The sequence below is a fragment of the Micromonospora sp. LOL_015 genome, assembly GCF_048060275.1.
Taxonomy (GTDB): Bacteria; Actinomycetota; Actinomycetes; order Mycobacteriales; family Micromonosporaceae; genus Micromonospora_E.
This window is the reverse complement of the sequence record NZ_JBHMIO010000055.1, coordinates 1-24,625: the sequence shown is the minus strand read 5'-3', so window position 1 is coordinate 24,625 and position 24,625 is coordinate 1. Positions and strand designations below refer to the sequence as shown.

Annotated in this window: 21 protein-coding genes and 4 pseudogenes; 10 read left to right on the top strand and 15 right to left on the bottom strand. The window is 67.5% G+C overall.

Annotated elements, in window-relative coordinates; all coding sequences use genetic code 11:
* A partial coding sequence (locus tag ACFHWU_RS25970) for a carotenoid oxygenase family protein (protein ID WP_416591879.1) occupies positions 1 to 1,188 on the bottom strand: 1,188 nt, incomplete at its 3' end.
* Between the two features lie 119 nt (positions 1,189 to 1,307).
* Between ACFHWU_RS25970 and ACFHWU_RS25965 the strand changes: the two genes are divergently transcribed.
* Entirely contained in the window at positions 1,308 to 2,021 is a 714-nt protein-coding gene (locus ACFHWU_RS25965) for a TetR-like C-terminal domain-containing protein (RefSeq protein WP_416568413.1), read from the top strand.
* A gap of 136 nt (positions 2,022 to 2,157) precedes the next feature.
* Positions 2,158 to 3,699 (top strand): GMC family oxidoreductase, encoded by a 1,542-nt coding sequence (locus ACFHWU_RS25960; protein ID WP_416568414.1) that lies wholly within the window; start codon positions 2,158 to 2,160, stop codon positions 3,697 to 3,699.
* A 78-nt stretch (positions 3,700 to 3,777) separates the two neighbouring features.
* Here the strand turns inward: ACFHWU_RS25960 and ACFHWU_RS25955 are convergent, their stop codons facing one another.
* The 4 genes from ACFHWU_RS25955 to ACFHWU_RS25940 all read right to left on the bottom strand — a co-directional run bounded on the left by ACFHWU_RS25955 (position 3,778) and on the right by ACFHWU_RS25940 (position 7,864).
* The gene (locus ACFHWU_RS25955) at positions 3,778 to 4,524 is read right to left on the bottom strand and encodes an SDR family NAD(P)-dependent oxidoreductase (protein ID WP_416568415.1); all 747 of its coding nucleotides are present in this window, start codon (positions 4,522 to 4,524) and stop codon (positions 3,778 to 3,780) included.
* Between the two features lie 178 nt (positions 4,525 to 4,702).
* Positions 4,703 to 5,401, bottom strand: coding sequence for a DUF899 domain-containing protein (locus ACFHWU_RS25950; RefSeq protein WP_416568416.1), 699 nt, complete (start codon positions 5,399 to 5,401; stop codon positions 4,703 to 4,705).
* A gap of 91 nt (positions 5,402 to 5,492) precedes the next feature.
* Positions 5,493 to 7,043 (bottom strand): AMP-binding protein, encoded by a 1,551-nt coding sequence (locus ACFHWU_RS25945; RefSeq protein WP_416591878.1) that lies wholly within the window; start codon positions 7,041 to 7,043, stop codon positions 5,493 to 5,495.
* On the bottom strand, positions 7,040 to 7,864 hold the full coding sequence (locus ACFHWU_RS25940; protein ID WP_282233749.1) for a p-hydroxycinnamoyl CoA hydratase/lyase: 825 nt from the start codon (positions 7,862 to 7,864) through the stop codon (positions 7,040 to 7,042). Before ACFHWU_RS25940 ends, ACFHWU_RS25945 begins: the two co-directional genes overlap by 4 nt.
* Positions 7,865 to 8,458: 594 nt before the next feature.
* Between ACFHWU_RS25940 and ACFHWU_RS25935 the strand changes: the two genes are divergently transcribed.
* The 5 genes from ACFHWU_RS25935 (at position 8,459) to ACFHWU_RS25915 (ending at position 12,628) form a co-directional block, all read left to right on the top strand.
* The gene (locus ACFHWU_RS25935) at positions 8,459 to 8,902 is read left to right on the top strand and encodes an SRPBCC domain-containing protein (protein ID WP_282233748.1); all 444 of its coding nucleotides are present in this window, start codon (positions 8,459 to 8,461) and stop codon (positions 8,900 to 8,902) included.
* Positions 8,899 to 9,252: an ArsR/SmtB family transcription factor gene (locus tag ACFHWU_RS25930; protein WP_416568418.1), complete on the top strand. Its 354-nt coding sequence runs from the start codon at positions 8,899 to 8,901 to the stop codon at positions 9,250 to 9,252. The genes ACFHWU_RS25935 and ACFHWU_RS25930 overlap by 4 nt, the downstream gene beginning before the upstream one ends.
* 329 nt (positions 9,253 to 9,581) lie before the next feature.
* The gene (locus tag ACFHWU_RS25925) at positions 9,582 to 10,583 is read left to right on the top strand and encodes an alpha/beta fold hydrolase (protein ID WP_416591877.1); all 1,002 of its coding nucleotides are present in this window, start codon (positions 9,582 to 9,584) and stop codon (positions 10,581 to 10,583) included.
* 136 nt (positions 10,584 to 10,719) lie between these two features.
* Positions 10,720 to 12,147 carry an MFS transporter gene (locus tag ACFHWU_RS25920; RefSeq protein ID WP_282233745.1) on the top strand — a complete coding sequence of 476 codons (1,428 nt, stop codon included), beginning with the start codon at positions 10,720 to 10,722 and terminating at the stop codon, positions 12,145 to 12,147.
* Between the two features lie 136 nt (positions 12,148 to 12,283).
* Positions 12,284 to 12,628: a VOC family protein gene (locus ACFHWU_RS25915; RefSeq protein ID WP_282233744.1), complete on the top strand. Its 345-nt coding sequence runs from the start codon at positions 12,284 to 12,286 to the stop codon at positions 12,626 to 12,628.
* A gap of 543 nt (positions 12,629 to 13,171) precedes the next feature.
* On the opposite strand, the gene ACFHWU_RS25910 is transcribed toward ACFHWU_RS25915, so the two are convergent.
* The 4 genes from ACFHWU_RS25910 to ACFHWU_RS25895 all read right to left on the bottom strand — a co-directional run bounded on the left by ACFHWU_RS25910 (position 13,172) and on the right by ACFHWU_RS25895 (position 17,285).
* A complete protein-coding gene (locus ACFHWU_RS25910) occupies positions 13,172 to 14,365 on the bottom strand; it encodes an acyl-CoA dehydrogenase family protein (protein WP_416591876.1) in 1,194 nt (397 codons plus the stop codon).
* A gap of 244 nt (positions 14,366 to 14,609) precedes the next feature.
* Positions 14,610 to 15,062 carry a ChaB family protein gene (locus ACFHWU_RS25905; protein ID WP_416591875.1) on the bottom strand — a complete coding sequence of 151 codons (453 nt, stop codon included), beginning with the start codon at positions 15,060 to 15,062 and terminating at the stop codon, positions 14,610 to 14,612.
* 82 nt (positions 15,063 to 15,144) lie between these two features.
* Positions 15,145 to 15,528 (bottom strand): DUF1622 domain-containing protein, encoded by a 384-nt coding sequence (locus ACFHWU_RS25900; protein ID WP_416591874.1) that lies wholly within the window; start codon positions 15,526 to 15,528, stop codon positions 15,145 to 15,147.
* Between the two features lie 257 nt (positions 15,529 to 15,785).
* Positions 15,786 to 17,285, bottom strand: coding sequence for an LPXTG cell wall anchor domain-containing protein (locus tag ACFHWU_RS25895; RefSeq protein ID WP_416591873.1), 1,500 nt, complete (start codon positions 17,283 to 17,285; stop codon positions 15,786 to 15,788).
* Positions 17,286 to 18,246: 961 nt separating this feature from the next.
* Here ACFHWU_RS25895 and ACFHWU_RS25890 point away from each other — a divergent pair.
* Positions 18,247 to 18,963: pseudogene (locus tag ACFHWU_RS25890) on the top strand (AfsR/SARP family transcriptional regulator); the annotation flags it as partial.
* A gap of 163 nt (positions 18,964 to 19,126) precedes the next feature.
* Here ACFHWU_RS25890 and ACFHWU_RS25885 read toward each other — a convergent pair.
* From ACFHWU_RS25885 to ACFHWU_RS25860, 6 genes and pseudogenes are all read right to left on the bottom strand, one after another.
* Entirely contained in the window at positions 19,127 to 19,672 is a 546-nt protein-coding gene (locus ACFHWU_RS25885) for a flavin reductase family protein (RefSeq protein WP_416591872.1), read from the bottom strand.
* Positions 19,669 to 21,828, bottom strand: a complete 2,160-nt coding sequence (locus tag ACFHWU_RS25880) for a tetratricopeptide repeat protein (RefSeq protein ID WP_416591871.1) — start codon at positions 21,826 to 21,828, stop codon at positions 19,669 to 19,671. Before ACFHWU_RS25880 ends, ACFHWU_RS25885 begins: the two co-directional genes overlap by 4 nt.
* Before the next feature lie 12 nt (positions 21,829 to 21,840).
* Entirely contained in the window at positions 21,841 to 23,055 is a 1,215-nt protein-coding gene (locus tag ACFHWU_RS25875) for a hypothetical protein (RefSeq protein ID WP_416591870.1), read from the bottom strand.
* A 148-nt stretch (positions 23,056 to 23,203) separates the two neighbouring features.
* Positions 23,204 to 23,485, bottom strand: coding sequence for a hypothetical protein (locus tag ACFHWU_RS25870; RefSeq protein ID WP_416591869.1), 282 nt, complete (start codon positions 23,483 to 23,485; stop codon positions 23,204 to 23,206).
* Positions 23,486 to 23,488: 3 nt separating this feature from the next.
* Positions 23,489 to 23,602 (bottom strand): annotated as a pseudogene (locus tag ACFHWU_RS25865) (transcriptional regulator); the annotation flags it as partial.
* Position 23,603: 1 nt separating this feature from the next.
* Positions 23,604 to 23,876, bottom strand: a pseudogene (locus ACFHWU_RS25860) (hypothetical protein); the annotation flags it as partial.
* A gap of 54 nt (positions 23,877 to 23,930) precedes the next feature.
* On the opposite strand from ACFHWU_RS25860, the pseudogene ACFHWU_RS25855 reads away from it, so the two are divergent.
* Positions 23,931 to 24,125: pseudogene (locus tag ACFHWU_RS25855) on the top strand (type II toxin-antitoxin system RelE/ParE family toxin); the annotation flags it as partial.
* Positions 24,126 to 24,189: 64 nt separating this feature from the next.
* Positions 24,190 to 24,625, top strand: a 436-nt coding sequence (locus tag ACFHWU_RS25850) for a DUF6444 domain-containing protein (RefSeq protein WP_416591868.1), incomplete at its 3' end; no start/stop codon positions are given.

The window sequence follows — 24,625 nt, the reverse complement described above, 5'->3', positions numbered from 1 at the left end:
GCCGACCGGGCCACGCGGCACGAATACGGCCTCTCCCGCCTCCCGGTACGGCCCGAAGTCGTGCACCGCCACGTCCCGGCGGTCCAGATCGTGCCGCAGCAGCGCCGAGCCGCCCAGCGTGCCGGTACCGTCCTGCATGGCCACCGTGTACGCGTACCGGTAGGGGGTCGTCTTGCGCCGGTCGTCGATGCGCGGGAACTCCTGCGGAATGTCGTCGAGCTGTTCGGCCGCGACGGACCCGCCGGTCAGGTCGAGGGTCCAGCGCCACAGCGTCGGGGCGCACTCACCGGGTGTCCGGCGGTCCCGGTCGAAGACCCGCTCGTGTCGTACGACGTCGATCACGCACCGGTCGGCGGTCTCGAAAGCGTTCACCGGGTGAAAGACGTAGCACGGATCGACCTCGAACCAGCGCACGGCCGGCCCAGCGGCGGCTCGGGGCAGCAGGCCGATCCGGGCCGGCCGACCAGTGGACCAGGCGTACGGGAAGCGGGATCCGGCGTGGGCCAGAGCCGGGTCGAAGGCGACCGGCAGGTCGAACAGCACGGTGTGCCGGTCGGTCAGGGCCACCGAGTGCATCAGCGGAGTGCCGGCCACCTCGATCCGGGTGCTGTGCCGCACCCGGCCGTCCACGCCGACGACCAGGTGTTCGACATAGGGCAGGTCGTGGTAGTAGGCGACGGCGAACAGCTCCCCGGTGACCGGGTCGGTCTCGGCGTGCGCGGTGAAGCCGTGCGGCAGGGTCGCGTCGAAGTCCATCCGGGCCACCGAGTCGAGCTCGCCGTCGAGCTCGATCGGCAGGACGCCGGCTTCGCCGAGCGCGAGGGTACGGCCGGCGTGCCGAATCACGTTGGCGTTGGCGTTGTCGCTCAGCCCGTGCCGGGGGCCGGGGATGGGGAGTTCACCGCGGGTACGGGCGACGCTGTCGCTGCGTACCCACCGGTTGCGGTACCACAGCGCCCGGCCGTGCCGCAGTCGCACGCCGTGCACCATGCCGTCGCCGACCAGCGGGTGTGCCCGAGGGTCGGGCCGGGTCGGGTTGGGGCCGATCCGGACCAGGCAGCCGTCGAGTTCGGCGGGCAACCGACCGCTGACGACCAGGTCGGTGCCGGTCGTCTCGTGAGCGACGGGACGCCGGTTGTCCCGGCGGACGGTCGCGGGAGTCAGGGGTGAGTGGGTGACGACGCTCATCGGGGGCCTCCACCGGCCGTACACGACCTGGACGGCATCGTTACGCACCAGCGTTACGTTTCAAGGTTACGTAACAACGTTATGTCTTGACGGTACGCCGGACGTGAGAGCATGTCAATGTGAGTCCGCGCCGGGTCGATCCGCAGCTGGCCGCCGCCCTGCTCGAAGCAGCCGCGCGGCTGCTGGCCGAAGGCGGCACGGCCGCGCTGACCACCCGCCGGCTGGCCGCCGAGGTCGGCACGTCGACCACCGTCGTCTACACCTACTACGGCGGGATGGACAACCTGGTCCGGGCGATGGTGCACGAGGGCTTCGCCCGGCTGCACCGGCGGATGGCGACCGTCCGAGCCACCAACGACGCCGTGGCCGACGTGATGGCGCTCGGGTACGCGTACCGCGCCAACGCCCTCGACCACCCGCAGCTCTACCTGGTCATGTTCGGCAGTTCGGCGCTCGGCGGGTTCTCCCTCGGCGAGGGTGACCGCCAGCACGGCCGGTACACCTTGGAGCCGCTGGTCGACGCCGTGTCCCGGGCCACCGAGCAGGGCCGGTTCCGGCCGGCCGATCCGCTGCTCGTCGGGCAGACCATGTGGATCGCGTTGCACGGTCTGGTCGCCCTCGAACTCGGCGGCTACCTGATCGACCCGTACGACGCCGACCTGTGCTTCGAGACCCAGTTGCGCTCGTTGATGGTGGGCGCCGGCGACAAACACGAAGCCACCATGATCTCGCTGGCCCGGGCCCGCCGACGCCGACCGCCACGGTCGGCGTCGGCGTCGGCACCGAGCCAGAAGGACAGCGCCCTGAGCAATACCGGAGAAGTAACACCCTGAGCAACGGCGGAGAAGCACCGCGAATTGGCAAATGTGATGCTCATCGGAGGACGTGAAGGTCCTGTGATGGATGCGCATCCATTCCTGTGAGGAACGCCCAGGATCGCCAACTCGACACTGCCGAAGGACGCCGCTGATGAACGAATTTGACTATCTGGTGGTCGGAGCCGGGTCCGCCGGAGCCGCACTCGCCGCCCGCCTGAGCGAGGACCCGCAGCGCAGGATACTGCTACTGGAGGCGGGTCCGGACTACGCCACAGTCGCCGAGACACCGGACGAGATCCTCGACGGCAGCGCCATGTCGATGTCCACGTACGACTGGCACTTCAAGGCCGAAATCACCGACCGCCGGCGCATCATCTTCCCGCGCGGGAAACTGACCGGTGGATCGTCTGCTGTCGGCGCGACCATCGCCCTGCGTGGCACGCCGAACAACTTCGACGAATGGGCGTCGATGGGCAATCCGGCGTGGGCCTGGAACGAGGTCCTGCCGTACTACAAGCGACTCGAGAACGACCTGGACTTCGACAATGAGTACCACGGTCAGGGCGGTCCGATCCCGATCCGCCGGTGGCGGCCCGACGAGCTGGCCCCGGTGCAGCACGTCTTTCACGAAGCCGCTCTCAAGGCCGGCTTCCCCGACGTGGAGGACCACAACCACCCCGAGGCCACCGGGGTCGGTCCCATCCCGTCGAACCGCGACGACACCCGTACCCGGTTCTCCACCGCGATGGGCTACCTGGGCATGGCCCGCGGCCGGGCGAACCTGACCATCTACTCCGGGGCGCAGGTCAACCGGGTGCTGTTCACCGGGACCCGGGCGCACGGCGTGGAGGTCACCAACCCGGCCGGCGGCACCGAGGAGATCCACGCCCGCAACGTCGTACTGGCCGCCGGGGCGGTCAACTCGCCGGCGATCCTGATGCGCTCGGGCATCGGTCCGGCCGGCGATCTGCGCCGGCTCGGCATCGACGTGCTACTCGACCGTCCCGGGGTCGGCGGCACCCTGATCGACCACCCGCGCACCGGCGCGTTCATGGTGCCGAAGGATGGCACGTTCGACCCGCAGGGTGCCTTCCTGCAGACCATGGTGCGCACCACCGCACCGGGCTCGGACGAGTTCAACGACCTGCAGTACTACATGATCAATCACTTCGATCTGACGCTCTTCCCCGAGCTGCAGATGCTCGCCGCGGCGAAGACGATCTTCGGGGTGATGGTGGTGCACCAGCGGCCGCAGTCGAGGGGACGCCTGGTGCTCGCCTCGGCCGACCCGACTTCACCGCCGGACATCGACCTGAACTTCCTCGCCACCGAGCAGGACATCAAGATCCTGGTCGACGCGGTCCGCACCTGCTGGCAGCTGATGCAGACCCCGGGCATCGTCGACCGCGGCGACCGGTTTGTCGTCCTCGGCGAGGAGATGGTCTCCGACGACGACATCCTCGGCCACTACGTCCGGCTCAGCCTGGACAGCGGCTACCACCCGGTGGGCACCACCCGGATGGGCACCGCCGACGACGCCGACGCGGTCGTCGACGAACGGCTGCGGGTGCACGGCACGGAGAACCTGTACGTGGGCGACGCCTCGGTCATGCCGTCGATCGTCAACTGCAACACCAACCTGACCTCGATCATGATCGGTGAGCGGCTCGCCGACTGGCTGACGGCCTCCTGACCGCCGACACCGACCGGGGTGATACGACATGCCCCGCGGGTAGCGCGCTACCCGCGGGGCATCACCGTCGGTACGGGATCAGGACAGTTTCTGCAGCCCGGCTCCGGTGAGCTCGTAGCCCGGCGCGACCGTCGCGGCGTCCGCCCGGACCAGGTCCACCATCGCGGCACCGGCGATCTGCGGGGTAAGCGGCGGCCCGATCCGGTTGACGAACTCCTCGGTCGACTTGCCGGCGCGGGCGGCGTACGCCCGTACGGCGGGCAGGCCCACCCCGGTCATCGGCGCGAACCTCGGCAGCACGGTGGTGAAGGTGATGTCCAGGCCGGCCCGCTTCGCCTCGTCCTGGGCGTAGCCGGTGATGTAGCGCTGAGTCGCCTTCGCGCCGGCGTAGCCGCCGCTGAGCGGCGATCCGCCAAGCACGGCACCGCTACTGATCACGATCACCCGGCTGCCGGGACGCAGCGGCTTGAGCAGCGCCTCGCGCAGCCAGTGGAAGGTGATCCGCACGTCGGTCTCCCAGTTGACCGAGAACGTCTCCCAGGTCTGCTCCTGCAGCGGGCGCATGTGCGGGGTGGCCCCGGCGACCAGGATCACGGCCTCCGGCTCGTACTGGTCGATCAGGGTGGCCGGGACGGTGGCTTCACCGGCGTCGGCGATCTCCGGCTGGATCGATCCGGCGCCGTTGGCCGGCACCGGGAAGTCCATCGCGGTACGGGCCACCGCGATCACCGGCGCACCGGCGTCGGCGAAGGCGGTGGCGACCCCGTGGCCCAGGCCCCGGCTCGCCCCGACCACGATCGTGGTCCGGCCAGACATGTCACTCATGGTTCCTCCTGTGTCAGATGACGGGGTGGCTGCTGGATGGCTGCTCCGGCCCGACGTTGCACCGGCCGGTGGTTGGTGGCCGGTCCGACGCGGAACGGCCGGGACAGGCCTACGGCTCCGGCTTCTGGCGAATCCACGGATTCGCCAGAAGCCGGAGCCGTTTCGCCCGAATCAGGGGCTACTTCTGGAACCTGGTGCCGTTCCACCAGTTGGTGCCCGGCACCGCCGCGTTCTCCGCGTCGTACCGGTCCTTGTGACGCCACCAGTCCCACGGGTGCTCGAGCTCGTCCTCGCGCCGGCCGAGGTGGGTGATGTCCAGATAGTTGTAGAAGTTCTTGAAGATCTCACCACCCCGGTCGAAGATCGAGTAGGTGAAGTAGACGTCGTCGCCGTCGCGGTAGAAGGCGCTGACGCCGGGCGACTCGCCCTGCTCTGTGGAGACCTCGTAGTCGTAGTTGAAGTCGCTGCCGAACGACGAGTACCAGGGCATCTCCCAGCCCATCCGGGCCTTGAACGCCTGGAAGTCGGCCAGCGGAGCCCGCGAGATCATCACGAAGGTGGTGTCCCGGGCCCACATGTGCGACAGCTCGCCGACGCTGTCGGCCTGCATCGAGCAGCCGATGCATCCCTCCTTGTCGCCTGGGGCGTACATGAAGTGCCGCACGACGAGCTGGCGGCGCCCCTCGAACAGGTCGAGCAGCGTCAGCGTGCCGTTCGGCCCCTCGAAGAGGTACTCCTTCTCCACCTTGACCATCGGGAGATTGCGGCGCTCTTGGGCAATCATGTCCCGCGCCTTGGTGACTTCCTTCTCTTTCTCCAGCAGCGCTGTGCGTGCCGCCAGCCATTCTTCTCTGGAGACAACTTGCGGAGAATTCATCAGATCTCCTCAGAACTTCGGCCGGAACCATCCATGGCCAGAGTGACAGGGAACGGGTCGCCGGGACTTCTCCCCGCTTGCCCGGCACCGACTACGAGCTGAACGTCCGCTCCTTCAGCCGTCGCCGCTCGATCTTGCCCACCGGGGTACGGGGAATCTGCTCGATGAACTCGATCTGCCGGATCTTCTTGTACGGCGCCACCCGTTCGGCGACGAACGCCATGAGCTCCTGCTCGGTGGTCGGCTCCTTGGCGACCACGAAGGCCTTCGGGATCTCGCTGGCCTCCTCGTCCGGCACGCCGATCACCGCCGCGTCCGCCACCTTCGGGTGGGTCATCAGGACCGCTTCGAGCTCGACCGGGGAGACCTGCTGGCCCTTGTACTTGATGAGCTCCTTGATCCGGTCGACGAGGAACAGCTCGCCGTCGTCGTCGAGGTAGCCGAGGTCACCGGTGTGCAGGAACCCGTCCGGCCGGAGCACCTTGCTGGTCACCTCGGCGGCGTTGAGGTACCCCTTCATCACGTGCGGACCCCGAATCAGGATCTCGCCCCGCTGGTGCGCACCGAGCTGCACACCGGTGTTCACGTCGACGATCCGGCACTCGACATTGGGCGCTGTGCGGCCCACCGACGCAGGCACCAACGGCTCCTCGAGCTGCATGAACGACGTCATCGCCTCGGTGAGACCGTACCCCTGGGCGATGTGGCAGCCGAGCCGTTCTCGGCAGAGCCGGGCGATCTCGGGGTCGAGCGCGGCGCCGCCGGAGACGATCGACCGGACCGACGACAGGTCGTACCGGTCCGGCAGCGGGCTGCGGGCCAGCAGCACGGCGAGCGTGGGGACAATGTAGAGGCGGGTGATCCGGTGGTCGTGGATCGCCTTGACGTATCCTTCCGGGTCGAACCGCGGCATCGTCACGATCGTCGCGCCCTGCAGCAGGCTGGCGCTCATCACCATGATCAGACCGAACGCGTGGTGGAACGGCGGCATGGCGAGCACCTTCTCGTCTGCGCCGAGCGGCGTGACCGTCCTGGTCTGCAACACGGTCGCGACAATGTTGCGGTGGGTCAGCATCACCCCCTTGGGACGTCCGGTGCTGCCGCTGGAGTGCAGCAGCGCCGCGACGTCCTGCGCCGGGTCGATGGCCACCTCCGGCGCCGGTTCGTCGCTGAGCAGCTCGGACAGCGGCGTCGCTCCGTCCGCCTCGCCCATCACCACGATCTCCTCGATCTTGGTGCGGGCGGCCAGCGCCGCCGCCTTGGGCACCTCGGACGGTACGGTCACCAGCAGCTTCGCGCCGGCGTCGGTGAGGTGGCCGGCCAGATCGTCGGGCGTGTCGATCGGGTTGAGCACGACGACCGTGCCGCCGGCCAGCGACGCGGCGAGCACCACGATCGGGTACTCCGGCACGTTGGGCGCGAGCATCGCCAGCACGTCGCCCCGGCGCAAGCCACGGGCGTGCAGCCCGGCGGCCAGCCGACGCACCATCGAGGCCAGCTGGCGGTACGTGTAGCCGTCGCCACCGGCCACGTCGACCAGTGCCGTACGGTCGCCGTACTGTTCGGCGCGCTGCAGCACGAATGCCGGCAGCGACAGGTCCGGGATGTCGACCGTCATCGGCGTCGGGGCAGTGGTGGTCATGACTTCGCCTCCGCCCGGCTGTAGGTGCTCAGCCCTGGCTGGTAGGCGCGCTTCTCGAACTGCTTCAGCGCGACGTTGACCCACTCGTTGCCGCTGAGCCGGGACAGCTCCCAGAGCTTGGCCTGGTCGTAGTCAATGGCGGTCGGCAGGTCCATGGTGGTGGTGCGCTCGTAGACCTGCTTGGCCAGTTCCAGGGTGATCGGGTTCTTCTTGGCGATCTTCCGCACGATCCGGTCGGTCTCGGCGTCCAGCTGGTCGGCCGGCACCGCCTTGTTGACCAGGCCGTACTCCTGCGCCTGCTGGCCGGTCATGGTGTCGCCGGTCAGGATGTAGTAGAGCGCCTGCTTGCGGGGCAGATTGTGGGTGGCTGCCCAGGTCGCGCCGCCGGCCGGGAAAATTCCGAAGTTGATCTCCGAAAGGCCGAACAGAGCGGTTTCCGACGTCACGGCCAGGTCACAGAGGCCGGTGACCAGCAGGCCGCCGCCGAACGCGAACCCGTTGACCTTGGCGATGGTCACCGCCGGGAACGCCTTGAGCCGTTTGAACCAGGTCAACGCGACCAGGTTGGTCCGGTAGAACAGCTGCGGGTCGTCGAACGGCTGCAGGAAGCACTCCTCGAGGTCCATCCCGGCGCTGAAGCTGTCGCCGACGCCCGTCACCACGACCGCCTTGACGTTACCGGCCGCCTCGATCGTGTCGAGCGCCTGGTTCATGTCCCGGTGCATCTGCGGGTTCATCGCGTTCTTCTTGGCCGGGCGGTTCAGATAGATTGTGGCCACCGGGCCGTCCATCTCGAGGTTCACGGTTTCCAGCACCATCATCTCGGTTCCCTCTTTCCGGTCGGACAACGAAAATGTGCGCACATGGCCTTGGCCGCTCGGCCGTACAATCCGGATTTCGTCAGTGCAGCCTCCGGTAGGCCCGCCGCGGTACGAGCATCACAAGTAGAGAACCGCAGCGCTTCTTTGGTGTTGCCTTGCACAACTGACCGCCGGTCGGCCTGCTACGACAGGCTCCGGTCGCACGGCCTGTCGAATATTGCCCACAACGACGGTCTACGATCGACCGCTCGGGCCCGGCGTGACAGGTCGCGCCACAGCCAAGGAGTGAGCATTCTCGAAGACGACAGCAGCCGCGTGGTCGTCGAGGATCGTTGAGCAGTGACAGCGGCGCCAGGACGGCCAGCAGGCCGGCCCGACCCCCGTGGTGATCCCTGCGCCAGGACTACCGCAAGCCCGCCCGATCCGGCTCCTCATTCACCCGCCCGCTCCAGGATCCGCAACTGACCTGGGCATACTCAACATCGCACGATCATCTGACGAGAACCACTCAGGTTGTGCAACCCGTGGGTTGCACAACCTGGGGTGACGTGCAACCATGAGGTGGCAATCAACGACGAAGTTCAGGAGTCACCGATGAGCGAAGATCGGATCGAGCGGGAGACCTTGATCGCGGCGCCGATGGAGCGGGTCTGGTCGCTGGTGGCCGAGCCCGGCTTCTGGGTGGCCGACGAGGCGACGGTGGCCGGCACTGTGGCGAAGGAGGGCGAGTCCATGACGGCTCGCAACCCCGAGTACGGTGACTTCCCGGTCCGGGTGGAGAAGGTCCAGCCACCTACCTACGTGGCGTACCGCTGGGCCAGCGCGTTCCCCGGCGAGGAGTTGCGGGAGGACAACAGCACCCTGGTCGAGTTCACCCTGACCGCCGAGGGCGACAAGACCCGGCTCCGCGTGGTGGAGAGCGGCTTCGCCGCGCTGGCCGTTTCCGAGGAGCAGCGCAGCGAGGCTCTGAAGAACAACGACAGCGGTTGGCCCCAGGTCTTCGACGGGTTCAAGAAGCGCGCCGAGGCATCTGTGTGACGCCAGAACGTCGTGGCGAAGCCGAGTTCGTCGACAGTGTTCTCGTTGCGCTGGCCGACGCGACTCGGCGGCATCTCCTCGACCTGCTGGCCGCACAGGGCGAGCTCACTGCGACGACCCTTGCCAAACAGCTGCCTGTCTCGCGACAGGCGGTGGTCAAGCATCTCGCCGTCCTGAACGCCGCCGGGCTGGTTTCGGGCAGCCGGGTGGGTCGCGAGGTGCGGTACGCCGTGCATCCGGCCGCGCTGGACGCGACCGTGCGGTGGATGGCCGCCGTCGCGACCGACTGGGACCGGCGACTGGCCAACATCAGACGGGCCGCCGAATCGGCCGATCAGAAGTCGGACTGACCCGGTGAGCATGCTGCATCGCTGGTTGCGCTGACCGACCGGCACGAGCACCAGTCATCCCTTGCCGACGGGTACGACGTCGTGTAGCGCGTGGCGCGCGTACCCGTCGGCGAATCTCGAATTCATGCGCCTATGACCGGTCGTGGCCGCCTCGCGATGGAAAACATTGTCAACGGACACCGAACACGGGATGAAATTCCTGTCTGGCGCTATCTGTCACGACGGCCAAAACGGGCCAGCGTGGGCAAGTAAGAAGTGGAAAAAGCACGTTCCGGAAGGGAGGATTCTTCGTTGGAACCACTCAGCGTGACCAAGAAGGAAGGTGCACCGTGAGCAACGAACAATCCGCCACCGGCCAGGACGTGACGAGCGGTATCCGTCACCGCGTCGTACAGACCAACGGCATCCAGATGCACATTGCCGAGCAGGGCGACGGTCCGCTGGTCGTGCTGCTGCACGGCTTTCCGGAGTCGTGGTACTCGTGGCGTCACCAGATTCCAGCGCTGGCCGCCGCCGGATACCACGTCGTCGCCCCCGACCTACGCGGGTACGGCCAGACCGACCGGCCGACCGCCGTGGAGCAGTACTCCCAGCTGCACCTGGTCGGCGACGTGATCGGCCTGCTCGACGCGCTGGAGGAGCAGCAGGCCGTGCTGGTCGCCCACGACTTCGGCACCTCGGTGGCGTGGAACGCCGCACTGATGCGGCCCGACCGAGTTCGTGGCGTCGTCTCGCTCAGCGTGCCCTACCTGCCGCGTGGTCCGGTCAGCGCGCTGACCGGGATGCGCGGAGCGTTGGGCGACGGCTTCTACATGCAGTATCTGCAGCAGCCCGGTATCGCCGAGGCCGAGCTGGAGCAGAACGTGCGGTCCTCCCTGACTCGCATCTTCCACTGGGGCTTCGGCAACTCCCCACAGGCAGCGGGGCCCACCATGCCGGTGGTGCCGACCGGCGGCAAGCTGTTCGACCTGATGCCCGAACCGGCGGCGCTGCCCGGTTGGCTGACCGAGACCGACCTCGACCACTACACGGCCGAGTTCAGCCGGACCGGCTTCACCGGGGGCCTGAACTGGTGGCGGACGATCGACCTGAGCTGGGAGCTGACCGCACCGTGGCAGGGAGCGCCCGTGACGGTACCGGCGTTGTACGTCCACGGTGACCGGGACGGAAGCATCCAGCTGCCGGGGATGGACCAGTTGATTCCCAACCTGAAGTACCTGGTACCCGGTCTGACCAGCACCACCGTGCTGCCTGGCGTCGGGCACTGGACGCAGCAGGAGGCACCTGAGGAGGTCAACGCGGAGCTGCTGAAGTTCCTCGCCGGCCTGTAGCAACACCGCGACGCAAACCCGGTCCACGCTCTCCGGACCTGCGCTGACAAACGGCGTGCGCCGCCGAGTCATCTGGCCAGTCCGGAGAGCGTGCTGATCGTCGGCAACATCGGTCTTTCGAGGAAGGGATCACATCTTGACTACCGAAACATCCCCGCCACTACAGTTCAGTAGCCGGCAGCGGTTGATCATGCTGGTTCTACTGGCCGCCGCCTTCGTATTCGCTGCCGACTACTCGATCCTGAATGTCGCGCTACCCGAGGTCGGCGCAGGCGTCGGGTTGGGGTTGACCGGGCTGCCCTGGATCGTCTCCGCCTACACGCTGCCTGCGGCCGGCTTCATGCTCCTGTTCGGTCGGATGGCGGATCTGTTCGGTCGCCGTCGGCTGTTCCTGTCCGGCATCGTGCTGCTCGCCGGCGCGTCACTGCTCGGCGGTTTCGCGACGAACCCCGAGATGCTGCTGGCCGCTCGGGCGCTACAGGGCACCGCGACCGCGATGGCCGTCCCAGCGGCGCTTTCGCTCATCACCACCTCGTTCACCGAGGGTGGCATGCGGGAGCGGGCGCTCGGTCTCAACGGCGCCATCCTGTCGGGTGGCTTCACGGCGGGGGCGCTTCTCGGCGGCTCCCTCGTCAGCCTGCTGAGCTGGCGGGCCGCGTTCTTCGTCAACGTCCCGATCGCGGCGGCCATCCTGGTGGTCACCCCGATGCTGATCAAGGAAAGCCGGATTCCCGACCGGGTCAAGCTCGACGTCCCGGGCGCGGTCACCATGACCGCCGGTCTGCTGGCCGTGGTCTACGCCGTCATGGAGAAGAACATCATCTGGGGCGTCGTCGGCCTGCTGCTGCTGGTCGCGTTCTGGATGGTCGAGAGCCGTTCGTCCGCGCCTCTGGTGCCGGTCCGCTTCCTCAAGCGGCCCACCGTCAAATGGGGCAACTACGCCGGTCTGGTGATCTTCTCCATGGAGACCGGCATGATCTTCCTGATGACGCTCTACCTGCAGAATGTTCTGAACTTCTCGCCGGTGACCACGGGACTCGCCTTCGGCGTGCCCGGCCTGGCCGCGGTCGCCGCAGGGCCGATCGCCGGACGCATCCTCGGTCGGTACGGTAGCCGGGGTGTCCTTAGTGTGGGCTTGGCCCTGCAGGGCCTGCTGATCCTGCCGTTGGCCTTCCTGGGTACCGACCGGCTGGCTCTGCTGATCCTGATCCCCGCGCTGTTCATCGGCTTCTTCGTACACGTCACGTGCATCGTTTCGTACACGGTGGTCGGCACCTCCGGTCTGCCCAACGAGGAGCAGGGTCTGGCCACCGGCCTGACCTCGATGACCCAGCAGGTGGCACTTACCATCGGCGCTCCGATCATGGTCTCAATCGCCGCCACGCAGAGCGTGGAGCTGACCGGAATTCAGCTGGCGTTGGGCGTGAACGTCGCCGTGACACTGGCTAGTGTGGTCCTCATCTGGTTCGGACTACGCCCGCGCGGAGGTGACGGCGAGACTACAGTGGCGGAGACACCCGCGGAGCAGACCTCCGGCCAAAAGCTGGCTGCGTCTGTGGACTGAGTCACCACGTCGGTGGACTGAGTCCGCCGCGCGGAATGCCGTCACCAAAGGCAAGTCGACCCGGCCCGTACGCGCACCTGGCATCCCCGGCTGATGACGACGAAGGCTTCGCACCCGACGACAAAGGAGATTTGTCATGCTCACACCAAAACTAAGCAGCATCCTGCTCGGCACCACCCGCCCCGCCGAGCTGAAGGAGTGGTACCGCAAGGCACTCGCCCCGGACTACAACGGTGAGGGCCCGATCAACCTCGGCGGTTTCCTCCTGGTCATCGAGAACCGCGACGACGTCGACGCGAAGAACAACGAACCGGGTCGTATGATTCTCAACTTCCACGTCGACGACTTCGACGCTATGGAGGCTCAGCTGCGAGCCGCCGGCGTCGAGTGGCTCTCCCCTGTCGCCGACCGCCCCTCCGGCCGCTTCGGGACGTTCACCGACCCTGACGGCAACTACCTGCAGATCATCCAGTTCAAGTAGGACGACGAGCGCGTCCTGCCCTTACCGGACCCGTGCCCGGCCAGCCTCCCCGTTCGCTGGCCGGGCACGCCGCTGTCCAGGGCATACGCTGGGCGAAGCGAATTTGTCCGGAGCGTCCGGATCTGTCGCCTACCCTTGCCTGCCTGAGGATCGTAGGTCCGTCCGCGATGTGGAGATCCAGGGACAGGGCTGCGGGCAGGACCGTCGGGCAGTCGGCTGAGAGCCAGTCGAGCTGTGGGGTACAGGTCCGCCGATGTCCGCCTCGCTCTCACCGGTATACGCACCTGCGGCATCACCTCATCGGCGGTCCCGGGGAAGCCCGGGAACTGGCCAGACAGATCGCTGACCTGCCCGCCGGTCCCGCTGCCCGACTGGCTGTCCGCCCGACCCTGCCGCGATCCGGCCCCGTCCCGACAGCAGAGAGCCGCTGCGCCTGAAGCGCAGCGGCTCTCTGCCCGGCTACGACGGTCTCGCACCACAGACGACCGCCGAGGGCCTTCCGGGGTCACCACCGGTCTACGGCGGTGACCCCGGCCGTCTCCCCTAGATGAACATCGTGTTGGGCGGCAGCCCGCAGAGCACCCGCCCGTACGTCTCGGTGTTGCTGTCCGGGCTGAACATCGGATGCACGCTGATTGCGTGGATGTCCCGGACGACTCGCTGGATCGGCTCGTTGCGGTAGATCGACGAGCCTCCGCTGGCCGACGCGTAGATGTCGATGGCCTCCTTGGACAACCTGGTGGCCCAGCCCTCGTCAGCGCGCACCCGGGCGCGCTCCTCGGTCGTCCACGGCTCACCGCTGGCGGCCTTGGCATCAACCAGCGAGGCAGCATGGTATGCGTGGTACTCGGCCTGCTCGGTCTTCATCACGGCGGTACCGACCTGGATGTGCGTGACCGGCGCCTCTGCCTGGTGTTCGTAGTCGGTGTACCGGATCGGCCGGGACGGCATGCGCTCGAAAAATGCCTCGCGAGCAGCTTTCGCCATTCCGACCAGAATGCCGACCGTGGCCGCAGAACCGGCCAGGATCGTTGGGCTCCGGTAGATGGGCGAGTCAGCGCCCAGCTTCGAAAGAGAATTCGGTCGGATTGCCGACTCCAACGGGATGATGTGCGTTTCGGGAACGAAGATGTCCTTCGCCGTCGTGGTGACGCTGCCACTTGCGGCCATCCCGGACGTGTGCCAGTCGTCGACGATCTGCAGGCTCGACATCGGCACGGCGGCGATGACCGGCTCCGGGTCCGCACCCGGCCGCAGTCGGATGGTAGCCAGTTCCTGCCAGTCCGCGTGCAGCGCGCCGCTGACGAAATGCCACGAGCCGTTCAGCACGGCACCGCCATCGACCGGCACGAGAGTGCCGCTCGGGCTGACCGCACCGCAGATCCGCACGTCAGGCGAGGCAAAGACCTCATCCTGGGCCTCATCCGGGAACAGGCCCACGATCCAGGAGGCGATCCAGTAGGTCGATACAGTCCAAGCCAACGCGCCGTCCGCCCGGCCGAGCTGGATAGCGACGTCCACCAACGTACGTGTATCGGCTTCGAACCCACCGTAGCGAGCCGGCATCCGCAGTTTGAAGACCCCGGCATCAGCGAGGGCCTGGAGAGAGTCATCGTGAAGACGCCGGTTCTCCTCCGACCATTGTGCCTTCTCCCTGAGCGTGGGCACCAACTCCGGCAAGGAGCTCTTCACCTGTTCGAGTGTAGGTTGATGTCTCGAAAGTTCAGTGATCGACACTTTCCGCCTCCAGAGGGGGGACCTGCAACGTGAATCGACCATCGCATATGCAGCACGATCGCGCCTCTTCCTGATTGCCGCGACCTGCCGGCGGCGGTCGCGCAACCGCCGGAGCTGCGCTGCACCGGTCTGGAGAAGGTGCCCTTTCCGCCCCGTCGAGTCTGCCCGCGCCGACCGGGGTCGAGCCGCCCGATCCGCTACGGATCGGATCCGCCTCGTCCGGACGGCCGGACCGCCGGCACCCTCACTTCTTGCGGGCCCTCGCGGTCGCCCGCGAGTTTGCCTTCCCGATCGCATCGACCAGGTCGTCCTTGTTCATGTCCTGCGGGTGGTCGATGCCGACCTGGCGCGCCACGTCGTCGAGGTGGCCTTTGCTGGCGTTGGCGTCGACCCCCTGGGCGGTCTCCCGGGGCTGGCGCAGCGACCGGGGCGTGCCCTGGGCCGCCTGTGGATCGGACGGGCCCAGGCTGTCCTTTGGCTGCCAGTGGTCGCCGACCTTCTCGTGGCTGTGTTTCAACGAGGCGTACGCCGCACGGTGCGCCCGCGCCGGATCGTCGTAGCTCTCCTCGGCCGACTCCAGAGTCTTCTTGTAGGTCCGTACGGCCTTGTCGTCGGAGCGGGCGATCGTGCTGGGCACGTCGTCGCGCATCTGCTCGGCCTGCTGGTGCTTGTCGGCCTTTTCCCGCTTGGCGGCCATCGTTCCTCCTCACGGACGTCGTCTGCGCCGGGGGCGGCACTGAGTTTCGCCGTACCACATCCCGTACCCACGACGCCGCAGGTCATGCCTGTGGTCCCGTCGCCGCGGCGTCGTCGCCGGTGCGGCGTCGCCGGCCCCACGGCCACCGGCCATCCAGCTCGACCTCCAGGGAGAAGCTGAGGAAGGTACGCACCGCGACGATCATGGCCAGCACGCCGACGCTCTGGAAGGTCGGCGAGATCGCCACGGTACGGATGATGTCCCCGGCGACGAGGAACTCCAGCCCGAGCAGGATCGCCCGGCCGATGTCCTGCCGGTACCGACGGTAGGTCGCCCGCATGTTCCGCTCACGGAACGCGCCACGCAGGTAGAGCACCGTGCCGACGACCAGCCCGGTGAGGATGATCAGCACGCCGAGGGCGTCGACCGTCGTACCGATGAACAGGACAGCTGTCTCGAAGTTCATCTCTGATCACAATGTCCGAATCAGTCGACGCCCGATGCACGACCAGAGTAAATCGCACTAAACGTGCATGTCGTCAGGTTTCAAGTTTTGCCGCTCAATCGGTGCTGTTCCTGGCCGCAACCGTTGTCCGCCGCCCACCCCGCGAAACTGGGCGACCACTCCACATCGCTCGTAGACGGACGGACAGCATCGGACCCCGCCGGGCGATCCCGGCGGGGTCCAGATGAACGGCGTACGGTCGGATGCTCCTATGGAGGTCAGTCGACGATCGTGACGATCCGACGGCGACGGAACAGCACCACGGCCACCGCACCTGCGACGACGAGGACCGCGCCGACGCCGGCCAGCAGCCCGGCGTTGGCTCCGGTCACCGGCAGCCCGCCGCCGGCACCTTCGCCGCCGCTGCCGAGGGTGATCTCGGCGGTGTTGTTGTCGGTGTCCGGGTCCTGCACGCCGCCGTCGATGACGATCGAGCCGGCGGCACCGGCCGCGCCGACGATCTCCACCTGGAACGGGTAGTGGAACGACTCCCCCGCCACCGGACTGTGCGTGGGCCGGCAGAAGTAGACCAGGCCGTTCGGCTGACCGCGGTCGTCCCAGACCGGGCTGCCGTCAACGACCGGGGCGCAGCGGTCACCGACGGCGACCGCTTCGACTCCGACGGGCAGCGTCACCACCGCGGACGGGGCCCAGGCCTGGCCCGGCAGGATCAGGTCGGCCGGGCCGTCGTTGCGCATGCCGACCTCGATGTCGACCACGTCGCCGACCGCCCCCTGCACCGTCGCGCCGATCGCCACCGAGTCGGCCGGCTGGTTCGGAATATTGACCAGGAATTCGGTCCAGTTGTCGGTGTCGTTGAGGTCCGGCAGCGGCTCCAGGGTGGCCAGGCGGAGCTCGTTGCCGGCGGATCGGGCGGACATCGTACCGAGGGCCGCGACCTCGTCGTCACCCAACGGCAGCACCGACACCACGACGATCCGTTCGGACGGGCCGGGTGCGGTCTCGCCGACCCTGACCCGCAGCGGGGTCTCCTCGTGCAGGGTGAACACCTCACCCGGGCCGACCTCGCCGAGAATCTGGCAGGTCAGCTCGAGGAAGTCGGCGTTGTACTCGCAGTTGTCGTACCGGTCCGGCAGCTCGAGGTCCAGGCCGGTGCTCAGCACCACCTGTACGCCGGCGGCCGCCACCGTGCCGACGTTCGCGGCCCGGACCGGCACGTTCGTGCTCTCCCCTGGCTGCAACGTCACGTCGTCGATGCCGTCGACCACGAGGTCGACCCCGGGCCAGGCGAGCTGGACGATACCGGTGGTCTGCTGCTCCTCGGGCATGTTCGCGGCGGAGGTGGTGACCTCGATGACGCCCGAGTACTCCAGGACGTCCAGGTCACCCGGCAGGGCGTCGACCCGGTAGACGTGCGTCGAGTCGCCGGCGAGTTCGTCGAGCGTGCAGGTGGCCACCTTGCCGGCGACCGTGCAACCCTGGCTGGCGCCGGGCAGGTCGATCCGGAAAGCGTCCGACACCGCGGACGCGTCGATCGTCACCGACACGTCGATTGCCGGGGTCGGCACACTGTTGTCGATGGTGACCTCGATCGGCTTCGGCGTGGTCGCGTCCATCGCGATGTTGGTCACGTACTCGATGGACGGCGAGACCCAGGCGATCTCGTCGGTCTCCACGGCCTGTGCCGGCGTGGCGATCGAAAGAGCGGCCAGGCTGGTGGCCGCGCAGCCGGCGGCAAGCCGGCCGAAAACTGTCATTCTGGGCATGCTGCGGTTTCCCCCGATGGAATGTCGAAGCAGCGGATCAGCTGAGCGGGTTACAAAGGACAGCGCACATTAGCCATATCCGATGGCGCACCGCAACCCTGTGGCATCCCCGGCCCCTTGCCCGAAGGACCGGCCCCCTTGCCCGAAGGACATGTCACGGCAGCACAATGTGGTCGACACCACCTGCCGCCCCCACCTGCGGTACTGGCTGTACACGGTCTCCCACGGCGGGCAGTCCGCCCGCAACCGCCGTCACGAGCAGCCGGTCCGCGCCGCGTAGCAGGATCGCGTCGACGGCGTCCAGACGCGGGTGCTTCGGCGGACGGTCGCCCACCCCGCCGACGGGCACACCGCTCGACACCTATCGCGAACACTCAACCCAGTCCCTGAATTGTGCGTCCGCCTCGTCGCTGGAGACACCGGGCCGAGGTGTCGACCGGATGGCAATACGGCACGGAAACCGATGCCTCGAATGCAGATCGCAGTAGCCACATCCGAATGGATGCCGCAGCCTGCTTGATGCCGAGCCACGCCGACTCTGTGGCACAATCGACATCGAAACGCGATTGATCACAACATTCCGGTTGGCACGCTTTGTGACGATTTGTTTTTTGGCAAATGACATTCTCGCTGCTCAATTGGGGTGCACACCTTTTACGGCCACCAACAGACTCGCACTTGTGACTAACTGTTCGCGTTGGTATCATTACCCAGTCTCGAGCCGAGGACCACGAGGCAAACGCCTATTTGTGCGAACAGACCGGACACCATCACCAGCGGACTGTCGAGAAGGTCGATTGGATCCATCCAACCGAGTAAGGTGCGTGTCAATGCAAGATGCCACCATGACTTACGACCTGCCGGTTCCCGAATACTGGACGTACTCATCCGCACGAAGACCTCGACCGCGCCCTGTCCACTCGCCCGGCAGCAGATCTCGGGCGGATGTCACATGACCGCCGCCGAGTCCACGGTCGCCCTACGGTACGGCGTCCTCGGCCCGCTGCAGGTGCTTCGCGATCAGCAGCCGTGTGCCCCCACCGCCCGGATGCAACGAATTCTGCTGAGCCTCCTGTTGCTGCACGGTAACGAGACGCTGCCAGTATCTCGCCTCGTCGACGGGCTATGGGGGGACCGTCCACCGAGGTCAGCAGTCGCAGCACTGCAGATGTACGTATCGGCGGTCCGCCGTTCGCTGATACCCACCTGGTCTGCCAAGGACGGCACCCACCAGCATCCGGTTCTGGTCACCGAACCGAGTGGATACCGCCTCCGGGTCACCGCCGACCAGGTTGATCTCCTGCGGTTCAGGTCACTAGCCGCCGCTGGTCGGGGACTGCTCGCCGAGGGCAAATGCGGGGAGGGCGCAGAGGCGATCAGTCAGGCGCTCGCGGTCTGGCGCGGGCCGGTGCTGCCCGACGAAGCACGATCCGGCGAGATCGAGCGGTACGCCGTACGGCTGGAGGCCGAGCGGCTGGCCCTGCTCCAGGAACGCATCGCGGCACAGTTGTGTCAGGGTCGGCGACTCGAACTGGTCGGCGAACTGATTGACTTGTGTGCGCAATATCCGCTACGGGAAGCGTTCCAGCAGCAGTTGATGCTCGTTTACTACCTGTCGGGCAGCCGCGCCGAAGCATTGGATGTCTACAAACAGGCGCGCCGCAGGATGGTCGACGAGGCAGGTATCGAGCCCGGACCGGGGATGCGGGCCCTGCACCAGGTGGTCCTGAATGGAGCACCCGCCCCGCACCCCCACTACTCGGCGACCTGGTGCCCCATCTGCACCAATCCGGACCAGCCCGGAGAGTCGGCCGGCGAATGTGAGTGCCGCGTCAGAAGTGCTTGCCGGCAGAAGCGTCTGCAGGCACCATCGTCGCAGACGTCGAATACAGCCCACGTCGGTAGTACACCAACGGAGCGCCGGGAAGAACCTGACCGTGGGTCACTTCGCCGATGACGATCGCGTGGTCACCGTGTTCGAACACCCGACTCCGGCGGCACCGCAGGTAGACAGGAACGTGCGGCAGCCGGGGCACCTCGTCGTCCCATACCCAGTCCAGGCCGGTGAACTTATCGTCGCTGCGGGCGGCGAACGTCCGTGCGGTCGACAGGCCGGCCGACCCGAGCAGGTGAACGCCGAAGCCGACGTGTCCGGTCACCGCCGGATAGGACCGGGCTTCCTGCGCTACCGAGATCAGCACGGACGGTGGCCGGAGACTGTACGAACAGATCGACGACACCAGCAGGCCGCACGGAGCGCCGTCGGCCTGGCGGCTGGTGATCACCGCGACCCCGGACACCAGCCTGGCCATGGCCTCGGTGAAGGTGGTCGTCAGCCCGGTGGCCTCCTGCTGGACCGCCACGATCGGCGTCCTCACACCCCGACCTGCCCTCTCATCATGGACAGACATCGGTCCAGTTCCTCCGCCACCTCGTCGTCGTCGCTGACCGCGAGCACCGCCCGGTAATCGGCAGCCGCGGCATCCAGCCGTCCGGCGCTCTGGCAGATCATCGCCCGGTTGTACCGGAACTCCAGGCGGTCGCCGAGGTCGATGGCCCGGTCGAAGTCGGCGATCGCACCGGCTAGATCCCCCGCCTGGTATCGCAGCCCGCCACGAATCGCCCACGCCTCCGCCAGCGTCGGGGCGGCGTCGAGAACCCTGCGGACAGCCTGATTGGCCGCCGTCGCGTCGCCGCGCTCGCTCAGTATCCGGGCCTGCAGACAGCGCAAATAGGGGTTGGCATCTGCCAGCGCCAACCCGGCATTGACGTCATCCCAGGCACCATCGACGTCGCCGAGATCGCATCGGATCGCTGCCCGGTTCGACCGTGCGTCGACGTGCTCGGGATCAAGCTCGAGCACCCGGTCGAAGTCAGCCAGCGCACCCACGACGTCACCCAGTTCCAGACGTACGTCGCCACGGTTGTAGTAGGCCTCGGGAAACGGCGGGGACAGCAGCAGCGCCTGCTCGTAGTCGGCCAGTGCCTCCTCGTTGCGCCCCAACCGCCGCAGGATGTTGCCTCGATTGAAGTAGTGGTCGGCGAAGTTGGGATCGACATCGATCACCGAGGTGAAATCAGCCAGTGCCTCAGTCAGGCGGCCCATCATGCCGTACACCTGGGCCCGGTTGTAGCGCAGCCCGGTGCGGTGCAGCATCTGCTCGTCCGGCGCGAGCTCCCGGTCCAGCCAGGCCATGCCTTCGTTCAGCAGGCGCAGCGCCTCCTCCGGCCGCCCCTCCCGGGTCTCGACCAGCGCGATCCCGTTGCGCTGGAAGACCGACTGGAACGCCCGATCCTTCGGGTCAGGCAATAGCGAAGCGATGGCGACCGCCTGATTGAGCCAGCGCCGGGCCCGTACCGAATCCCGCTGGCCGTTTCCGTAGTGTCGGGCGAACAGCATCGCTGTGCCGTACGCGGCGTGCATGTGTACCGCCGGGTCGATGGAGATCGCGCGCGCCTCGTCGTACCACTGCTCAGCCTCTTCGGCACGCCCCGCCGCAGACAGCGAGGTTGTCACGTCGCCGGTGATCTCCCACCACAGGTCAGGGTCGGTGGCGCGGTCGATCGCGGAGCGGGCACGCTCGCCGAGCTCCACCGCAGCGTGGTAGAGGCCACGGTTCTTGCAGTGCAACTGGGCGTTTCTCAGTACCCGGGCGACCTCGGCGGGCGGCAGGCCCGCCCGCTCGGCGTGGAACGGCACCGCGCCGAGCAGAAGGGACGGCTCGCCGATGCCGAGCAACTGGCGGCGGCGTTCGGCATGCATTGCGACGCGATCGGCGTCGGCGACGGACCGGTACGCGGCCTGCTGCCGTAGATCGCCGGACAGACACTCGGTCGCGACGAATTCGCGAGCGAGCGCGACGACAGCGCCGGCGTCCGCCCCAGCCAGCACCGCCTCGTCGTCGACGTGCCCAGCCGGCATGGTCCCGTCGGCGTATACCGTCAGCAGTCGGGTTCGTTCGGCGAGCGTCGTCGGCAGCGACACGCTGATCGGCCCCGGTGGCTCGGCCAACGGACCAGTGCCGGTGGACACCACGACGGTCAACTGTGCGGGCGCCAGCCGGCGCAGGATGACCGCGATGAACTCCTGGTCGGTGGGATCGGCGTCGGCGACGTCGCCGATCAGCAGGGTGCGCGGGCCGTCGTCCAGCGCGACCAGGTAGTCCCGCAGGATGTCGGCCAAGCCGTGCGAGATCCGCATCGTGTGCAGCCGTGCCTGGTATCGGGTACGGGCGTCGGAGGTCTCACGGTGCTCCAGCGTCGTGCGCATTGGCGGCACTGACCGGGCGAACTCGGGTCCGGCGAACTCGGGTGCCGCGGTGAGGATCTCCACGTGGTGGCGGGGTCCGAGCTCGCTGCAGCGGGCGAGCGCGTCCGGCAGGACCGCCCGCAACACGGCGCCGGCTGCGGTGTACGGGCCGCGTAGCCGCCGATGGGCACTGACCTCGGCCAGCACGGGTGGCAGCCGAAGGTCGGCTGTCGCCCGGTCACGGTCGCGCCGGTCGGCTGCGGCAATCCACAAATGACTATTCACTGCGGCTGCTCCTTAGGCGATGAGATGCTGGAACTCCTGTGCTCTGCGTTGCCTCCGCTCCCGGACGCCCAGCCAGACGGTCAGCAGAATCTGACCCAGGTTGAGGACCAGGAAAACCACGGAGTCGGCCAACTCCCCAGTGGTCGGATTGCCGCTCAGCCGGCCGATCGCGTTGGCGAACATCAGATAGACCGCAGGCGCGACCCCGAAGGCGAACACCGCGATCGAGAAGGTGTAGCCCGCGACAATCAACCAGGAGTACCAGTTGGCAACGCGTCGGTCGACCGGATGCCACTGCTCCTCGTCGGCCATCCGGTCGTGGCGGCCCGCCAACCGCCAGAGGCGGTTGCGCAGCAGCCGCTTCGCGGTCGTGTGCAGATCGACGCAGCCAAGCAGGGTCGACATGAGGACGTAAAGGTCGGTGCGCAGGTAGAAAAAGAACTGCCAGGCGATCCGCAGCAGCGTCGCGAACGCCAGAGCCAGGCACAACCGGCCGGTGGCGGATAGCCCGCTGTTCGACGTACGCGTCAGGTCGGCGATCAGGGTAAGTAGCGAAAAAATCAGTACGTCAAGCAGCATCCCCGCCAGAATCGGCAGGTAGCGTTGTCGGCGCGGGACGGTGACCAACCCGTCGAGACTGGTTTCCAGGACCACGTAGTAGAGCCGGCGGCCGACACTGATCCGCGATCGGATGCCGAGCCGCCGCGCCGCAAGCAGGTGAAACGCCTCGTGCAGCAGGACCAGTGGCACCGCGCCAGCAGCGAGCACTGCCTCGATGATCGTTAGGTAGTCGGTGAAGAACAGATTGCTGTAGTGCGGCGTGAGGTCGGGGGATCGCGCCATGGCGATCAGCGAAGCGCTGATCATCACCGCGTACAGGATCATCGCAGGAAAGGAGAACATCGCCGCTCCGAGGCGCTGTCCACGGATCGGCCGTTGCCGCTGCGGCATTTCGCCGTCGTCGACGATGAAGTCCAGTTCGACGAGGGCTCCGAGGACATGATCAATGTCGGCGCTCTCGCCGTACTCCCGCTGGTACCACAGGTCGACCTCGCGGGGGGTCTCACCGGCGGCAAGCCGTCGGACCATCTCCGCGCCGTCAGGTGGGAAGATGCCGTACGAGTCGATGTCGCGGCGGCCGATAGTGATCTCGTCGCCGTCTGCGAGATAGACGAGAGGGTGCAGGACGATCCTGCTGTCCTGGTCGAACCTCGTCGCGGTGTCCACCGTCCGACTCCTTTCGCCGGCCCGGTTTGCCGGCTGCGCCCGGTTAACCACTGGTTGGCCGTGGGCTCCGCTCGGCTGGCGACCATGATGGAGAATGGGCACATCGGGCGTGGGCGCCCACTCCGCGCCCACGCCCGATGCCGCACCGTCAGAGCTTGCTCGGGTACGTGGGGCAGGCAGCGGCGGTCAGCCGGACCGGACCCGCCTTGCGGATCTTGATCTTCTTCAGCGACTTCTTCTCCACCTTCTCCATGTCGATCACCTCCTTTCGACTATCACGATGATTGATCAACCGTAGAACGACCCGCCAAAGCCCGGCTATAAAAGCACCAACGCCGCTGACCTGGCCGGCGACCGGCTCGCCCCGGCCGGGCAGCTGCCGGTCGGCCGTCGCCGACTCCGCCGGTGATCCCTGCTCTGCTCCTGCCATCGGTCATTCCTCCTGTCGTGTCTGCTTGAGGCCCTGCACGTAGGCGTCCAGCCGGTCGAAGCTGTCGTTTCAGAACTGTTCGAATCCACCGGCCCATTCGTGGATCGGCCGCAGGCCGGGCCCCGTCCGCACCCGCCGCCACCGACGCGGCAGCCGGCGCCACCGCGCACGAGGTCTGGTCAGCCGCCGTCCACGCCCCGGTCAGCTGGCCCAGCGGGTCATAGCCGAAACACTGCCGCTCCTGAATACCGGCGGCGTGCTCCCGAATCGCGGTGACGTTACCGGCCGCGTCGTAGCCGTACGACCGGTGCGACACCAGATTCCCACCGACGACCGCCTGATCACCGGTCTGCTCCCGGAACACCCGCTGATCGGTCAACGCGCCACCGGCCTGCCCCGCACGGCAGACCACCCCTCCTTGTTTACCTTTCGCTATACCCGGCGGGTGGCAGCTGGCGAGTGGGACATCTACGTCGTCGACGAGGTCCGTGACTGGATCGACAGTCTCGATCCAGCGGCCTACGACCGCGTCGTCCACGCGATCGACCTGCTCGCCGCCGCCGGACCTGGTTTGGGCAGACCCCTGGTAGACACGATCCAGGGCTCGTCGATCGCGAACCTCAAGGAGCTACGTCCAGGGTGACTGGATAGGTTCCTGATCCCGGTGGTGCTGTCTGCTGTGGAGGCTGGTAGGTTGACCAGCCATGCCCGCCGATCCGCCGCCGTCGTATGACGAGTTGTTGGCGTTGAACGCCGGGCTGGCCGCACGGCTGGAGCAGGCGCTGACGCGGATCGCTGAGCTTGAGGCCCGGTTGAAGCAGTCGTCGAGCAACTCGTCGAAACCGCCGTCGAGTGACGGGCTGGCCAAACCGGCGCCGAAGTCGCTGCGGGGCCGTTCGGGTCGCCGGCCGGGCCGTCCCGCCGGGGGCGAGGGCACCACCCTGTCCCAGGTAGCGGATCCGGACGTGGTCGTCCGGCATGTGCCGGACATCTGTGGCGGCTGCGGTGACGGCCTGACCGACCCGGCCGAGGTGACGGTGACCCGCCGGCAGGTGTTCGACATCCCCCAGCCCCGGGTGGTGGTGACCGAGCACCAGATCGTCACCGTCGCCTGCCCGTGCGGGCACCACACCACCGCCG

Excerpts from the sequence above, each read along its gene's own strand:
- ACFHWU_RS25960 (WP_416568414.1), top strand. The coding sequence starts at position 2,158 with ATGAACGAATTTGACTATCTGGTGGTCGGAGCCGGGTCCGCCGGAGCC.
- ACFHWU_RS25955 (WP_416568415.1), bottom strand. The coding sequence starts at position 4,524 with ATGAGTGACATGTCTGGCCGGACCACGATCGTGGTCGGGGCGAGCCGG.
- ACFHWU_RS25950 (WP_416568416.1), bottom strand. The coding sequence starts at position 5,401 with ATGAATTCTCCGCAAGTTGTCTCCAGAGAAGAATGGCTGGCGGCACGC.
- ACFHWU_RS25945 (WP_416591878.1), bottom strand. The coding sequence starts at position 7,043 with ATGACCACCACTGCCCCGACGCCGATGACGGTCGACATCCCGGACCTG.
- ACFHWU_RS25940 (WP_282233749.1), bottom strand. The coding sequence starts at position 7,864 with ATGATGGTGCTGGAAACCGTGAACCTCGAGATGGACGGCCCGGTGGCC.
- ACFHWU_RS25935 (WP_282233748.1), top strand. The coding sequence starts at position 8,459 with ATGAGCGAAGATCGGATCGAGCGGGAGACCTTGATCGCGGCGCCGATG.
- ACFHWU_RS25915 (WP_282233744.1), top strand. The coding sequence starts at position 12,284 with ATGCTCACACCAAAACTAAGCAGCATCCTGCTCGGCACCACCCGCCCC.
- ACFHWU_RS25905 (WP_416591875.1), bottom strand. The coding sequence starts at position 15,062 with ATGGCCGCCAAGCGGGAAAAGGCCGACAAGCACCAGCAGGCCGAGCAG.
- ACFHWU_RS25900 (WP_416591874.1), bottom strand. The coding sequence starts at position 15,528 with ATGAACTTCGAGACAGCTGTCCTGTTCATCGGTACGACGGTCGACGCC.
- ACFHWU_RS25895 (WP_416591873.1), bottom strand. The coding sequence starts at position 17,285 with ATGACAGTTTTCGGCCGGCTTGCCGCCGGCTGCGCGGCCACCAGCCTG.
- ACFHWU_RS25870 (WP_416591869.1), bottom strand. The coding sequence starts at position 23,485 with ATGGCAGGAGCAGAGCAGGGATCACCGGCGGAGTCGGCGACGGCCGAC.